The sequence below is a fragment of the Pseudomonas sp. NY15437 genome, from assembly GCF_048068435.1.
GTDB lineage: Bacteria > Pseudomonadota > Gammaproteobacteria > Pseudomonadales > Pseudomonadaceae > Pseudomonas > Pseudomonas nitroreducens_B.
Genome location: NZ_JBLUQC010000009.1, coordinates 19,676 through 33,549 on the forward strand (window position 1 = coordinate 19,676; position 13,874 = coordinate 33,549).

Genomic DNA, 13,874 nt, shown 5'->3' on the forward strand with positions numbered 1-13,874 from the left:
GGCAGCAAGGCAGAGAACGTTCAGAGTCAGATCAGCAGCGCGCGGTTCGCTCGGGCTGCCGCCTCGGCGTCGCCACGGGCGATGGCATCGAGCAGCTCGCGGTGCAGCTCGAAGCTGGGTTGCGGCCGGCTCGGGTCGCCGATGGTGCGCTCCAGGCCGGCGCGGATCACCTGGGAGAAGTAGCGGTACAGCTCGCTGAGCACCGGGTTGTGGGCGCTGTCCACCACGCGCTGGTGGAAGGCCAGGTCATGGGCGATGTAGGTGTCCAGCGCGCCGCCGTGGTGGGCGGCCGAGGCTTCCAGGGCCTCGCGCAGGGCGGCGAGGTCGGCGTCGCTGCGGCGCTCGGCGGCCAGCCGGCTGGCTTCCACCTCGATGATGCCGCGGGCCTCCAGCGCCTGTTCCACCGAACTGCGGGCGAGCACCAGCATGGCGTCCAGCGGGTTGGCACAGGCGCGCACGTAGGTGCCGTCGCCCTGGCGCACTTCCAGCACGCCGGAGAAAGTCAGCACGCGCACTGCTTCGCGCACGGTGTTGCGGCTGATGCCGAGAATCTCGGCCAGTTCGGGTTCCGGCGGCAGGCGCTGGCCCAGCGGCCAGGTGCCGTCGTCGATGCGCAGGCGGATCTGCTCGAGGGCGATGTCCACCAGCGAGCGTTTCTGAAGGGGGCTTGGCATGGAAACATCCAATCATCGGATGAATTTGGGTGGGCCAAGAGTAGGACAGCGACCAGGGGCTGGCAATGGGAACAAAATCGCCGGAGCGGGGGGCGCTCCGGCGGCGTCGACGCCTGCGAATCAGGCGGCTATGTTCACCAGGCTGCCACTGGTGGCCTGGAGCGCGGTGACGTCGCTGCTCTGGTACTGCTTGAGCAGGTTGGCCACCAGCTTCTGGTAGGCGGCGCCGGTGTTGGCCTCGGTGGCCGCGCTGCTGGCGCTGGCGGCACTGACCGAGGAGCTGCCGGAGGCATCGTCGGACGATCCGCTGAATGCCGAAGGCGGCGGGGGCGGGCCGTCGGGACGCTGTGCCTGCAACGCGCTGGACAGCTCGTCGCTGCTGATGGCGCCGCTGCCATCGGCATCGAGCTGGCTGAACAGGTCGCTCAGGCGCTGGCTGTCGTCGTCGCTGCTGCCCAAGGCGGTGAGCTCGTCGCTGCTGATGCTGCCGTCGCCGTCGCTGTCCAGCGCGCTGATCAGGTCGTCGGCGGAGCCGCCGAGGTTGCCGGGTGGCGGGGGAGGCGGCGGCATGGCCGAGGACAGTTCGTCCTGGGAAACGCCGCCGCTGCCGTCGCTGTCCAGCTCGCTGAGCAGGGCATCGATGTCGATATCGCTGCTGTCCGCCTCATCGGTGGAGGACAACGCGCTGGTCAGCTCATCCTTGCTGATGCTGCCGTCGCCATCGCTGTCGATGGATTTGAACAGGTCTTCCTGGAATTTCGCCGCACCCTGGGCGCCACCGCTGCTGCCGCCTGGCGTGGCGGTGGTGCTGCTGGCGGTCTGGGTTCGGGGGAGCGAGCTGGTGTAGTAGCTCGCATAGCTGCTGCTCACGCCGCTGATCATAGAGCGTCTCCGTGGTTGCCATCGCGGAGGGTTCTCCGCGAGTGACAGCCTCGGGCTCGCCTGTGTCGCGGGTGTGTGCGCTTTGTTTGCCGGTGGCTACAACGGCGCTACGTGGCGGCGCTTCTGGGCAGGCGCAGCACGGCGGTGGCGCCGCCGCCCGGGGTTTCCTCGAAGTGCAGGTCGCCGCCCTGGCGCCGCGCGGCATCGCGGGCGATGGCAAGGCCAAGGCCGACGCCGCCGGAGTTGCGGTTGCGCGAGCCTTCGAGGCGGAAGAAGGGCTCGAACACCTGCTCGCGCAGCTCGGCGGGAATGCCGGGACCGTGGTCGCGCACGCGGATTTCCACCTCGCGGCTGCCGTCGCGCAGCTCGATGCTGACGTCGCCGGCATAGCGCAGGGCGTTGTCCAGCAGGTTGTTCAGGCACGAACGCAGCGCCATGGGCTGGACTTTCAAGGGCGCGCAGTAGCCTTCCACGCCGACGTCGGCGCCGCGCTCGCAGGCGTCCTCGGCCAGCGAGTCGGCCAGGGCCTTCACATCGAACCATTGCAGCGGCTCGCTGGCGCGCTCCTGCTGCAGATAGTGCAGGGTGGAATCGAGCATGCCGATCATCTCGGCGATGTCCTGGCCGATGCGAGTGCGCAGCTGCGGGTTGTCGATTTCCTCGACGCGCAGGCGCAGGCGTGACAGCGGGGTACGCAGGTCATGGGAGACCGCCACCAGCATGCGGCTGCGTTGTTGCACCTGCTCGCGGATGCGCTCGCGCATGCGGTTGAAGGCGTGCGCGGCCTGGCGCGCTTCACGCGGGCCGGTTTCCGGCAGCGGCGGGCTGTCCAGGTCCTCGGAGAGGCGCAGCGCGGCGTCGCCCATGCGCTGCACCGGGCGGGCCAGCAGGCGGGCGCCGATGCCGGCGGCGAGGATCAGCGCCAGCAGCTGGAAGGCGAACGGCGCGCTCCAGAACGGCAGGCGTGGCGGCGGCGGGGGACGAAAGCCCTCGGGGCCGGGCGCGAAACCTTCCGCCGGCGGGCCGCGCTCGACACCTTGCTCCGGTGGCGGCGGAGGCGGCGGCATGTCGGGCCGGTGCGGGCCGTAGTGGTGGAACCAGGCGAAGGCCAGCAGATGGGCGACCACGATGGCCAGCAGGAACACGCCGAACAGCCGGGCGAACAGGCTGTCGGCGCGCTCCAGCGGTTTTTCCCGGGCGCGCTCGGGCGCGGCGTCAGGCGATATCGCGGACATCGAACAGGTACCCCTCGCCACGCACGGTCTTGATCAGCCGGGGCGAGCGCGGATCGTCGCCCAGCTTCTGCCGCAGGCGCGAGACCAGCAGGTCGATGCTGCGGTCGAACGCCTCGATGGCGCGGCCACGGGCGGCGTCCAGCAGCAGTTCGCGGTTGAGCACCCGCCGCGGGCGTTCGAGGAACACCCAGAGCAGGCGGAATTCGGCGTTGGACAGTGGCACCACCAGGCCGTCCGGGGCATGCAGCTGGCGCAGCACGCTGTCCAGGCGCCACTGGTCGAAGCGCACCTGGGCGCGCGGTTCGCCGCGCGCGCCGTCCTCGCTGGGGGGCGTTGCGCCGCGCACCCGGCGCAGGATGGTCTGGATGCGTGCCACCAGCTCGCGCGGCTCGAAGGGCTTGGCCATGTAGTCGTCGGCGCCCAGCTCCAGGCCGATGATGCGGTCCGCCGGCTCGCAGCGCGCGGTGAGCATGAGGATGGGGATATCGGATTCGGCGCGCAGGTGGCGGCACAACGACAGGCCGTCCTCGCCGGGCAGCATCAGGTCCAGCACCACCACGTCGAAGCTCTCGTTCTCCAGCGCGCGCCGCATCTCGACGCCGTCGGCGACGCCGCGTGCCTCGATATTGAAGCGCGCCAGATAGCCACAGAGCAGCTCGCGGATCGGCTCGTCGTCGTCCACCAGCAGGGCGCGTGTCGTCCAGCGGCGTGTGTCGTCGGAAGGGGTCTGGTGCATGAGGGGACCTGTCGCAGGAAAACGTAGGGCAGGGTGGCCAAGGGCCGCGAGGGGCATGCGACGGACGCATGCTAACCCGTCACCGCGTGCGCGGGCCATGGTCGGCGAGGCTGGGGCCGACGGGTGTCGCCAGCGTGTCCGTTGTGTACCAGAGCCGATACAAATCGTGATCGTCGTCGCAGAGCAGTCTTTACGCCTTCTTTACGCCGGCCGGCGGGGTCGGGAATCGCTCCTTTACGCTGTGCTTGCGGAAACTTTTCGTCAGGCGGCAAGCGCCGCATCAAGCGATGGAATCGCCCGCGTGAGGAGAAAGTAAGCATGAGCGTGCTCGACGGTGTATCCCTGGTCCTGGCCACGGGGCTGTTCATCTACCTGCTGGTGGCGCTGCTGCGCGCCGACCGTTCCTAGGAGTGGCCATGAACAGCCATGACGTACTGCTGATCGTTGCCTTCCTGGCGCTGGTGCTGGTGCCGGCGCCGTTTCTCGGGCGCTTCTACTACAAGGTGATGGAGGGCCAGCGCACCTTCCTCAGCCCGCTGTTCCTGCCGGTGGAGCGGGCCATCTACCGCGCCTGCGGCATCCATGCCGAGGACGAGCAGGACTGGAAGCGCTACACCCTGGCGCTGCTGGCGTTCAACCTGGCGGGCCTGGTGCTGCTGTTCGCCATCCTCATGCTGCAGGGGCTGCTGCCGCTCAACCCGCAGAAGCTGCCGGGCCTGGAGTGGACGCTGGCGTTCAATACCGCCGTGAGCTTCGTCACCAACACCAACTGGCAGGCCTACAGCGGCGAAGCCTCGCTGAGCTACCTGAGCCAGATGCTCGGCCTGACCGTGCAGAACTTCGTCAGCGCTGCCGTCGGCCTGGCCGTGCTAGTGGCACTGGCGCGCGGCATCGCGCGCAAGTCGACGAACAACCTGGGCAACTTCTGGGTCGACCTGACCCGCGCCACCCTCTACGGGCTGCTCCCGCTGTGCCTGCTGCTGGCGCTGCTGCTGGTCTGGCAGGGCGTGCCGCAGACCTTCCTCGACTATGCCCACGCGCTCACCGTGCAGGGCGCCGACCAATCCATCCCGCTGGGCCCGGCAGCCAGCCAGATCGCCATCAAGCAGCTGGGCACCAACGGCGGCGGCTTCTTCGGCGTGAACTCGGCGCACCCGTTCGAGAACCCGACCATCTGGAGCAACCTGTTCGAGGTCGTGTCGATCATCCTGATTCCGGCCGCGCTGGTGTTCACCTTCGGCTACTACGTGAAGGACCTGCGCCAGAGCCGCGCCATCCTCGGCTGCATGCTGGTGCTGTTCGCCCTCGGCCTGGGTGCCTCGCTGTGGGCCGAGTACCAGCCCAACCCGGCGCTCGGCGCGCTGCCGGTGGAGCAGGTTGCCCCGCTGGAAGGCAAGGAGAGCCGCTTCGGCACCACCGCCAGCGTGCTCTGGGCGGTGACCACCACGGCGGCTTCCAACGGCTCGGTGAACGCCATGCATGACAGCCTCAACCCGCTGTCGGGCATGGTCGCGATGCTCAACATGATGGTCGGCGAGGTGATCTTCGGCGGCGTCGGCGCGGGCCTCTACGGCATGCTGCTGTTCGTGCTGGTCGCCGTGTTCCTCGCCGGGCTGATGGTCGGGCGCACCCCGGAATACCTGGGCAAGAAGCTCGAAGCCCGCGAAGTGCGCCTGCTGGTGGCGACCCTGCTGGTAATGCCGGTCGGCGTGCTGGTGCTCGGCGCCATCGCCGCCAGCCTGCCGGGCCCGGCCGCGTCGGTGAGCAACCCCGGCGCCCACGGCTTCAGCCAGTTGCTCTACGCCTACACCTCGGGTACTGCGAACAACGGTTCGGCCTTCGGCGGCTTCGGCGCCAACACCCCGTTCCATAACCTGATGATCGCCCTGGCCATGCTGATCGGCCGCTTCGGCTACATCCTGCCGGTGCTGGCGATCGCCGGCAGCCTGGCGGCGAAGAAGGCCACGCCGGTCGGCCCCAACAGCTTCCCGACCCATGGCCTGCTGTTCGTCAGCCTGCTGACCGCCACCATCCTGCTGGTGGGCGGCCTGAACTTCCTGCCGACGCTGGTGCTGGGCCCGGTGGCCGATCACCTGACGCTCGGTTTCTGAAGGACCACGACATGAACGCACATACCCAGGAACTGGCCCTCAACAAGGCCGCCGAGAAACGCCCGACCACCGCGCTGTCCGCCCTGTGGAAGCCGGCGCTGGTGCAGGCCTTCCTCAAGCTCGACCCGCGCCAGCTGCAACGCTCGCCGGTGATGCTGGTGGTGGCGCTGACCGCCGTGCTGACCACCGTGCTCTGCGCCGTGGGCGGCGACTCGGTGCCCACCTTCGTTGCCGTGCAGATCGCCGTGTGGCTGTGGTTCACCGTGCTCTTCGCCAACTTCGCCGAAGCCCTCGCCGAGGGTCGCGGCAAGGCCCGCGCCGACAGCCTCAAGGCTGGCACCCAGGGTCTGCAGGCCCTGCGCCGCACCGCCAGTGGCAACTTCGAGAAGGTCGCCGCCAGCAGCCTGCGCAAGGGCGACGTGGTGCGCGTCGAAGCCGGCGAGCTGATCCCCGGCGACGGCGAGGTGATCGAAGGCGTGGCGGCGGTCAACGAGGCCGCCATCACCGGTGAATCCGCGCCGGTGATCCGCGAGTCCGGCGGCGATCGCTCGGCGGTGACCGGCAACACCCGGTTGGTGTCCGACTGGCTGTTGGTGAAGATCACCGCCAACCCCGGCGAGTCCACCCTCGACCGCATGATCGCCCTGGTGGAAGGCGCCAAGCGCCAGAAGACCCCCAACGAAGTGGCGCTGGATATCCTGCTGATCGGCCTGACGCTGATCTTCCTGCTGGTGGTCGTCACCCTGAAACCCTTCGCCCTGTTCGTCGGCGGCAACCTGCCGCTGGTGTTCCTGGTGGCGCTGCTGGTCACCCTGATTCCCACCACCATCGGCGGCCTGCTCTCGGCCATCGGCATCGCCGGCATGGACCGCCTGGTGCGCCTGAACGTCATCGCCAAGTCCGGCCGCGCCGTGGAAGCGGCGGGGGACGTGCACGTGCTGATGCTCGACAAGACCGGCACCATCACCTTCGGCAACCGCCGCTGCAGCGCCCTGCACACCGCCCCCGGCGTGCAGCCGCTGGAGCTGGCGGAGGGCGCCTTCCTCGCCTCGCTGGCCGACGACACGCCCGAGGGCAAGTCCATTGTGGAGTTCCTCCGCGCGCAGGTCATCCTGCCCGAGCCTGACCGCAGCCGCGTGACACCGATTGCCTTCAGCGCCGAGACGCGCCTGTCGGGGATCGACGTCGACGGCCACGTCTACCGCAAGGGCGCGGTGGACGCCGCGCTGGCCTTCGTCGGCCTGCCCCGCGCGCAGATGCCCGAGAGCCTGTCCAAGGAGATCGAGCGCATCGCCCAGAGCGGCGGCACGCCGCTGCTGGTAGTGGCCGACGGCAAGCTGCTGGGCGCCATCCACCTCAAGGACGTGGTCAAGCCGGGCATCCGCGAGCGCTTCGCCGAGCTGCGCCGTATGGGCATCCGCACCGTGATGGTGACCGGCGACAACCCGCTGACCGCCGCGGCCATCGCCGCCGAAGCGGGGGTGGACGACGTGATCGCCGAAGCCACGCCGGAGAAGAAGCTGGCGCGCATTCGCCAGGAGCAGGGCGAGGGGCGCATGGTCGCCATGTGCGGCGACGGCGCCAACGATGCGCCGGCGCTGGCCCAGGCGGACGTCGGCATGGCCATGAACGACGGCACCCAGGCCGCCCGCGAGGCCGCCAACCTGGTGGACCTGGACAGCGACCCGACCAAGCTGCTGGACGTGGTGCAGGTGGGCAAGGAACTGCTGGTGACCCGTGGCGCGCTGACCACCTTCTCGGTGGCCAACGACGTGGCCAAGTACTTCGCCATCCTCCCCGCGCTGTTCGCCGGCATCTACCCGCAGCTGGGCGTGCTCAACGTGATGAAGCTGGCCAGCCCGCAGAGCGCCATCCTCTCGGCCATCGTGTTCAACGCGCTGATCATCGTCGCGCTGATCCCCCTGGCCCTGCGCGGCGTGCGCGTGCAGGCCAGCGACGCCTCGCAGCTGCTGCGCCGCAACCTGCTGATCTACGGCGTGGGCGGGCTGCTGGCGCCGTTCGTGGGGATCAAGGTGATCGACATGATCCTGGTGGCCGTGGGTCTGGCCTGAGGCGCCAGTTTTTTCCCCTCACCCTAACCCTCTCCCAGAGGGAGAGGGGACCGTCCGGAGTGATCGGGAAGCACCGATCTCGCCGGACACGCCGAACTACCCCCTCTCCCTTCAGGGAGAGGGCGGGGGAGAGGGCAAATGCCCCGCTCCGAACCCAACAGAGGAACACGAAACATGCTCAACCAACTCCGCCCCGCCATCGCCTCGCTGGTCCTGCTCAGCGCCATCACCGGCGTGCTCTATCCGCTGGCCGTCACCGGCATCGCCCAGGTCGCCTTCCATGACCAGGCCAACGGCAGCCTGGTGCGCGACGATCAGGGGGTCGTGCGTGGCTCGGCATTGATCGCGCAGAAGTTCGACGGCGCCCAGTGGTTCCATCCGCGCCCCTCGGCCGGCGATTTCGCCACCGTCTCCAGCAGCGCGAGCAACCTCGCGCCCGGCAACCCGGCGCTGGCCGAACGCATCGCCAAGGACGCCGCCGCACAACAGGTCGGTGGGCAACCGGTGCCGCTGGCGCTGGTCACCACCTCCGGCAGTGGCCTCGACCCGCAGTTGCCGCCCGCCGCCGCGCTGTACCAGGTGCCGCGCATCGCCCTGGAACGTGGGGTGCCGGTGGCAAGCCTGGAGAAACTGGTGGAGGCCAACACCGAGCGCCCGCTGATCGGTCCCGCCGTGGTCAACGTGCTGGCGCTGAACATGGCCCTGGCCAGTCTGCCTCGCTAGACTCCAGCGCCAATACCGAAGCTGCCGCGGTATGAGGAAAAACGTCGGGCCGTCCAGGGGCAGAGGACGGCTCCCGCTCCCTTCAGGGGGCGGGTTGGGGAGAGGGTTTTCGTGAACTCGCTCCCTCATTGAAACGAGCGCCCAACGCGCCCCGAGGATAACCCCATGACCGACCCCAACCGCGCCGACGCCCTGCTGGCCGACCTGCCCCCCATGGGCCGTGGCCGTCTCAAGGTGTTCCTCGGCGCCGCCCCGGGGGTCGGCAAGACCTACGCCATGCTGCTGGCCGCCCAGAGCCAACTGCGCCAGGGCGTGAAGTTGCGCGTCGGCATCGTCGAGACTCACGGCCGCGCCGAGACCGAATCGCTGCTCGCCGGCTTGCCGCAGCAGGCGCTCAAGCGCTCGGTCTACCGCGGCATCACCCTGGAGGAAATGGACCTCGACGGCCTGCTGGGCGACCCGCCGACGCTCGCGCTGGTGGATGAGCTCGCCCACAGCAACGCCCCCGGCAGCCGCCACGCCAAGCGCTGGCAGGACATCCAGGAACTGCTCTCGGCCGGCATCGACGTCTACACCACGGTCAATGTGCAGCATCTGGAAAGCCTCAACGACCAGGTGCGCGACATCACCGGCGTACAGGTGCGTGAAACCGTGCCCGACTGGGTGCTGCAGGAGGCTTACGAGCTGCTGCTGGTCGACCTGCCGCCGCGCGAGCTGCTGGAGCGCCTGCGCGAGGGCAAGGTCTACGTGCCCGAGCAGGCCCGTGCCGCCATCGACGCCTTCTTCAGCCAGACCAACCTGACCGCGCTGCGCGAGCTGGCCATGCAGACCGCCGCCGCGCGGGTGGATGCCGACCTTGCCCACCGCTACCGCCAGCAGGGCGGCGAGGCCCCCGCCGTGCGCGGGCGGCTGCTGGTCGGCGTGGACGGCGAACCCAACGCCGAGCGTCTGGTGCGCCACGCCAGCCGTGTGGCCGAGCGCCGGCACCTGCCCTGGTCGCTGGTGCATGTGGACACCGGCGATGCGCGCAGCGAGGAGTCGCGCATGCAGTTGCAGAACGCCCAGCAACTGGCCGAGCGCCTGGGCGGCGACGTGGTGGAACTGCGCGGCGGCGAAGTCGCGCGCACCCTGGTCGAACACGCCAAGGAGCGCCGCGCCACGCTGCTGCTGGTGGGCCGTTCGCGGCAACGCTGGCATCGCCGGCTGTTCGGCGGCGGCCTCGCGGCGCGCCTGCTGCGCCTGGGCGACGGGCTGGAAATCAGCGTGCTCGACAGCGACGCCGACCTTGCGCCGCCGACCTCGCGACCGCCAACGCCCTGGCCCTGGGGCAACTACCTGCTCGCCGTGCTGGCCGCCGCCGGCGCCAGTGCCCTGGCCTGGGCCGTGGCCAGCGTGCTGGAGCTGCCGAACATCTCCCTGGTGTTCCTCGCCGCCGTGCTGCTGGTGGCGGTGCGCAGCAGCCTCGGCCCGGCGCTGGCCTGCGCGGTGGTGTCGTTCCTGGCCTACGACTTCCTGTTCATCCCGCCGCACTTCTCCTTCTCCATCCAGCGCGAAGAGGACGTGCTGACCCTGCTGTTCTTCCTGCTCATGGCCGGCCTCACCGGTAACCTGGCCGCCCGCCAGCGCCGGCAGTTGCAGGCGCTGCGCGAGACGCAGGAAGAAACCAGCCAGATGCTCGACCTCTCGCGCAAGCTCACCGCCGCCACCGATCGCCAGGCGGTGATGGCCGCCGCGGCGCAGCAACTGGGCGGTTGGGACGGGCTGGATATCTGCCTGCTCGGCCGCGTGCATGGCGAGTGGAAGGTGGAGGGCGGCCTGGATCGTGCGCTGGAGGACCAGGAGCGCGCCGCCGCCGACTGGGCCTGGCAGCACGACCAGCCCGCCGGCCTGGGCACCGGTACGCTGCCCGGCGGCCGCTGGTGGTGGTGGCCACTGTCCGGCGAGGACGGCCCGCTGGCCTTGCTCGGCGTCAGCCCGCGCGACGGCCAGCCGCTGCCGGGTTCGCGGCGTCGCCTGCTCGCCGCCCTCGGCCAGCCGCTGGCGCAAGCCCTGGCCCGTGCGCGCCTGGCCGAAGACCTGGAGGCCGCGCGCCTGCACGGCGAAACCGAACAACTGCGCAGCGCGCTGCTGGCGTCGGTCAGCCACGACCTGCGCACGCCGCTGACCTCCATGCGCGGCGCCATCGACAGCCTGCTGGCCCTGGGCGACGCGATTCCGCCACCGGATCGCCGCGAATTGCTGGAAAGCACCCGCGACGAAGCCGAGCGCCTGGATCGCTACATCCAGAACCTGCTGGACATGACCCGCCTCGGCCACGGCGGCCTGAAGTTGTCCCGCGACTGGGTAGCGCCGGGCGACATCGTCGGTAGCGCGCTCAACCGCCTGCGCGCGGTGGTCGCTCCGTATCGCGTGGAAACCCGCGTGCCGCCGGATCTGCCGCTGCTCTACGTGCATGCCGCGCTGATCGAACAGGCGCTGGTCAACGTGCTGGAAAACGCCGCGCGCTTCTCGCCGCCGCAAGGTCGCCTGCGGATAGCGGTGGAGTCGGGCGAGGGCGAGCTGCGTTTCTCGGTCAGCGATGAAGGCCCCGGCATTCCGCCGGCTGAGCGCGAGAAGATCTTCGACATGTTCTACACCGCCGCCCGCGGCGACCGGGGCGGGCAGGGCACCGGCCTGGGCCTGGCGATCTGCCAGGGCATGGTCGGCGCCCATGGCGGGCGGATCACCGTGGAGGACGGCATCGACGGCCGCGGCACGACCCTCGTGCTGCACTTGCCGCTTCAGCAGCAGCCGGACCTGGAGCAGCTTGATGCCGCTGTCTGAAAGGCTCAAGCTGGACGCCCCCAGCCAGCCCGTACTGCCGATGAACGCCAGCGCCGCCACCATTCTGGTCGTCGACGACGAACCGCAGATCCGCAAGTTCCTCCGCATCAGCCTCAGCGCCGGCGGCTACAAGGTGCTCGAAGCCGGCACCGGCGAAGAGGGCCTGGCCCAGGCGGCGCTGGGCCGCCCGGACCTGGTGGTGCTCGACCTCGGCCTGCCGGACAAGGACGGCCAGGACGTGCTGCGCGAACTGCGCGAGTGGTCGCAGGTGCCGGTGCTGGTGCTCTCGGTGCGCGCCAGCGAGAGCGAGAAGGTGCTGGCGCTGGACAGCGGCGCCAACGACTACGTGACCAAGCCTTTCGGCATCCAGGAGTTCCTCGCGCGCATCCGTGTGTTGCTGCGCCAGGGCGCCAGTGGCGAGACGCAGGAGGCGGTGGTCGCGGTGGGGCCGCTCAGCGTGGATTTCTCCTACCGCCGCGTGCTGCTCGACGGCGAGGAAGTCTCGCTGACGCGCAAGGAATACGCGGTGCTCTCGACCCTCGCGCGGCATGTCGGCCGGGTGGTCACCCAGCAGCAATTGCTCAAGGACATCTGGGGGCCGACGCATACCGAGGACACCCACTACCTGCGGGTGGTGGTCGGGCATCTGCGGCAGAAGCTCGCGGACGATCCGGCGACGCCGCGGTTCATCGTCACCGAGGCGGGGGTTGGTTATCGCTTGCGCGAGGGCTGACCTTTTGAGCAGCACGGAGGGCGCATCACCCGGAACGGGTTATCCGCCGATACCACCGCGGCGGATAACGCTGGCGCGTTATGCGCCCTACGAAACTGGCGACAGGCCCTGTTTAGCGGGATGGTCGTGCAGGCTGGCTGCGTGGTTCCGCTTTGTGCTGGACGGTTCCCTCTCCCGCTTGCGGGAGAGGGTTAGGGTGAGGGGCTTTTGATCTCGTAGGAGCGGAGCTTCTACGCGATGCCCTTGCTTGTGCTTTGGGTGTTTCTGCGCCGCACCGGCGTGCGCGCGGATTCCCCGTTTCGCCCCCTCGGGCGACCTACTTTGGCAAACGACGGATGGCCGCCCCACCCAAAGTAGGCAAAGGTCTTGCCCCGGACATCCGGTTTTTCGCTTAGGCGAAAAATACCCTCCTTGAAGCGAAGTTTCAGGGGCACGCGCTGACGGGCCATCCCTGGCCCGACAGCGCTCTCGCGACATCCATGTCGCTCAACCCCTGAAACTCCGCTTCCACTCGGCCTTCTGAACGGGGCCGTTCGGAGTGCGCGGATGTTTCTCTGGAATCCTCAAGAGCCCAAGCCAGATCGATGCGAACGCTCTTGTAGGAGCGGAGCTTCTCCGCGAATCGCCGGCAGGCGATGTTCGACGGAATAGCCCGGCAACTGCTATGTCCGCCGCGATGGATTTCGCGGACAAGGTCCGCTCCTACGGGCGGGACCCCGCACGCTCTTTGTAGGATCGAGGGGATGCCTGGTTCTAGCTCGCGAACCGCATGGCACTGCTGTTCCCCTGTAGGAGCGGGCCATGCCCGCGATTGCGCGCATCGCGCGCACCCGGGGCCAGCTCATTCAGTACGGATTTTCCGCCTCATACCGATCCAGCGTATCGCTGGCGATCTGCCGGCCGAGGGCGATGAGCTCCGGGGCCTTGTAGAACTCGAAGAAGCGACACACGCGCTTGGGCACGTTGATCAGGATGTCGGGCGGGTAGCCGGCGATCTTGTACTGCGCCAGCGACGTCTGCATCACCTCGAAGCTCTGGTTCACCAGCTCCAGCAGCGAGGCCGGGCTGCTGCTGTCGATCACCTGGCTGCCGGTGGCCGAGCGCGGCGAGCCCTTGGCCAGCGGGGCGGCGGCGGGTTGCTGCATTTCCGGTTCGGCGGGCTCCTCCGACGCAGCCGGCATTGGGTGGAGCAGGGCGTCGGCGATCAACTCGGGTGGCGGCTCGACTTCGCCGCGGCGGAAGAAGCTCAGCTTGTTCGACAACCCCGAGATCACCGAATCGAAACGGCCCTTGAGCGCCGCCGGGCGCTCGATCACCGGCAGGGAATACTGGCGCTGGTTGGTGGCGTTGAGGTTGACCGCGACGATCAGGTCGGCGTGGGTCGAGACTACCGGAACGATCGGCAGCGGGTTGAGCAGGCCGCCATCCACCAGCATGCGGGTGCCCTGCATGACCGGGGTGAACAGGCTGGGGATCGCCGCCGAGGCGCGCATGGCCTGGTGCAGGCAGCCTTCCTGGAACCAGATCTCCTGCTGGTTGGTCAGGTCGGTGGCCACGGCGGTGTAGGGGATCGGCAGCTGCTCGATGTCGATCTCGCCGAGAATTTCGTGGATCTTGCCGAATACCCGTTCGCCCCGGATGGCGCCGAGGCGGAAGCTGACGTCGAGCAGGCGCAGCACGTCGAGGTAGTCCAGGCTCTCCACCCAGTCGCGGTATTCGCCCAGCTTGCCGGCGGCGTAGATGCCGCCGATCACCGCGCCCATGGAGCAGCCGGCGATGCACACCACTTCATAGCCGCGCCGTTCGATCTCCTCGATCACTCCGATATGCGCATAACCGCGCGCGCCGCCGGAACCGAGTACCAGCGCGATCTGTTTTGACATGG

Annotated in this window: 11 protein-coding genes; 6 read left to right on the forward strand and 5 right to left on the reverse strand. The window is 69.1% G+C overall.

The window, feature by feature from the left end:
• Nucleotides 1–26: 26 nt before the first annotated feature.
• From ACNFIA_RS19980 to ACNFIA_RS19995, 4 genes are all read right to left on the reverse strand, one after another.
• Nucleotides 27–674: a FadR/GntR family transcriptional regulator gene (locus ACNFIA_RS19980; RefSeq protein WP_416788051.1), complete on the reverse strand. Its 648-nt coding sequence runs from the start codon at nucleotides 672–674 to the stop codon at nucleotides 27–29.
• Between the two features lie 120 nt (nucleotides 675–794).
• Nucleotides 795–1,556: a XopAW family type III secretion system calcium-binding effector gene (gene xopAW / locus ACNFIA_RS19985; protein ID WP_416788054.1), complete on the reverse strand. Its 762-nt coding sequence runs from the start codon at nucleotides 1,554–1,556 to the stop codon at nucleotides 795–797.
• 107 nt (nucleotides 1,557–1,663) lie between these two features.
• Nucleotides 1,664–2,791, reverse strand: coding sequence for a sensor histidine kinase (locus ACNFIA_RS19990; protein WP_416788057.1), 1,128 nt, complete (start codon nucleotides 2,789–2,791; stop codon nucleotides 1,664–1,666).
• The gene (locus ACNFIA_RS19995) at nucleotides 2,772–3,527 is read right to left on the reverse strand and encodes a response regulator (RefSeq protein WP_416788060.1); all 756 of its coding nucleotides are present in this window, start codon (nucleotides 3,525–3,527) and stop codon (nucleotides 2,772–2,774) included. The genes ACNFIA_RS19990 and ACNFIA_RS19995 overlap by 20 nt, the downstream gene beginning before the upstream one ends.
• Before the next feature lie 318 nt (nucleotides 3,528–3,845).
• Between ACNFIA_RS19995 and kdpF the strand changes: the two genes are divergently transcribed.
• The 6 genes from kdpF (at nucleotide 3,846) to ACNFIA_RS20025 (ending at nucleotide 11,989) form a co-directional block, all read left to right on the forward strand.
• Complete coding sequence (gene kdpF, locus ACNFIA_RS20000) at nucleotides 3,846–3,935, forward strand: K(+)-transporting ATPase subunit F (RefSeq protein WP_009618573.1); 90 nt, start codon at nucleotides 3,846–3,848, stop codon at nucleotides 3,933–3,935.
• A gap of 8 nt (nucleotides 3,936–3,943) precedes the next feature.
• Entirely contained in the window at nucleotides 3,944–5,638 is a 1,695-nt protein-coding gene (gene kdpA, locus ACNFIA_RS20005) for a potassium-transporting ATPase subunit KdpA (RefSeq protein ID WP_416788063.1), read from the forward strand.
• Between the two features lie 11 nt (nucleotides 5,639–5,649).
• On the forward strand, nucleotides 5,650–7,710 hold the full coding sequence (gene kdpB / locus ACNFIA_RS20010; RefSeq protein WP_416788066.1) for a potassium-transporting ATPase subunit KdpB: 2,061 nt from the start codon (nucleotides 5,650–5,652) through the stop codon (nucleotides 7,708–7,710).
• Between the two features lie 174 nt (nucleotides 7,711–7,884).
• Nucleotides 7,885–8,433, forward strand: a complete 549-nt coding sequence (kdpC, locus tag ACNFIA_RS20015; protein WP_416788068.1) for a potassium-transporting ATPase subunit KdpC — start codon at nucleotides 7,885–7,887, stop codon at nucleotides 8,431–8,433.
• A gap of 165 nt (nucleotides 8,434–8,598) precedes the next feature.
• Nucleotides 8,599–11,256 (forward strand): ATP-binding protein, encoded by a 2,658-nt coding sequence (locus ACNFIA_RS20020; RefSeq protein ID WP_416788070.1) that lies wholly within the window; start codon nucleotides 8,599–8,601, stop codon nucleotides 11,254–11,256.
• Between the two features lie 40 nt (nucleotides 11,257–11,296).
• Nucleotides 11,297–11,989, forward strand: a complete 693-nt coding sequence (locus ACNFIA_RS20025; protein WP_138216460.1) for a response regulator — start codon at nucleotides 11,297–11,299, stop codon at nucleotides 11,987–11,989.
• Between the two features lie 845 nt (nucleotides 11,990–12,834).
• Here ACNFIA_RS20025 and ACNFIA_RS20030 read toward each other — a convergent pair.
• Nucleotides 12,835–13,872, reverse strand: coding sequence for a patatin-like phospholipase family protein (locus ACNFIA_RS20030; protein WP_259754051.1), 1,038 nt, complete (start codon nucleotides 13,870–13,872; stop codon nucleotides 12,835–12,837).
• Nucleotides 13,873–13,874: the final 2 nt, after the last annotated feature.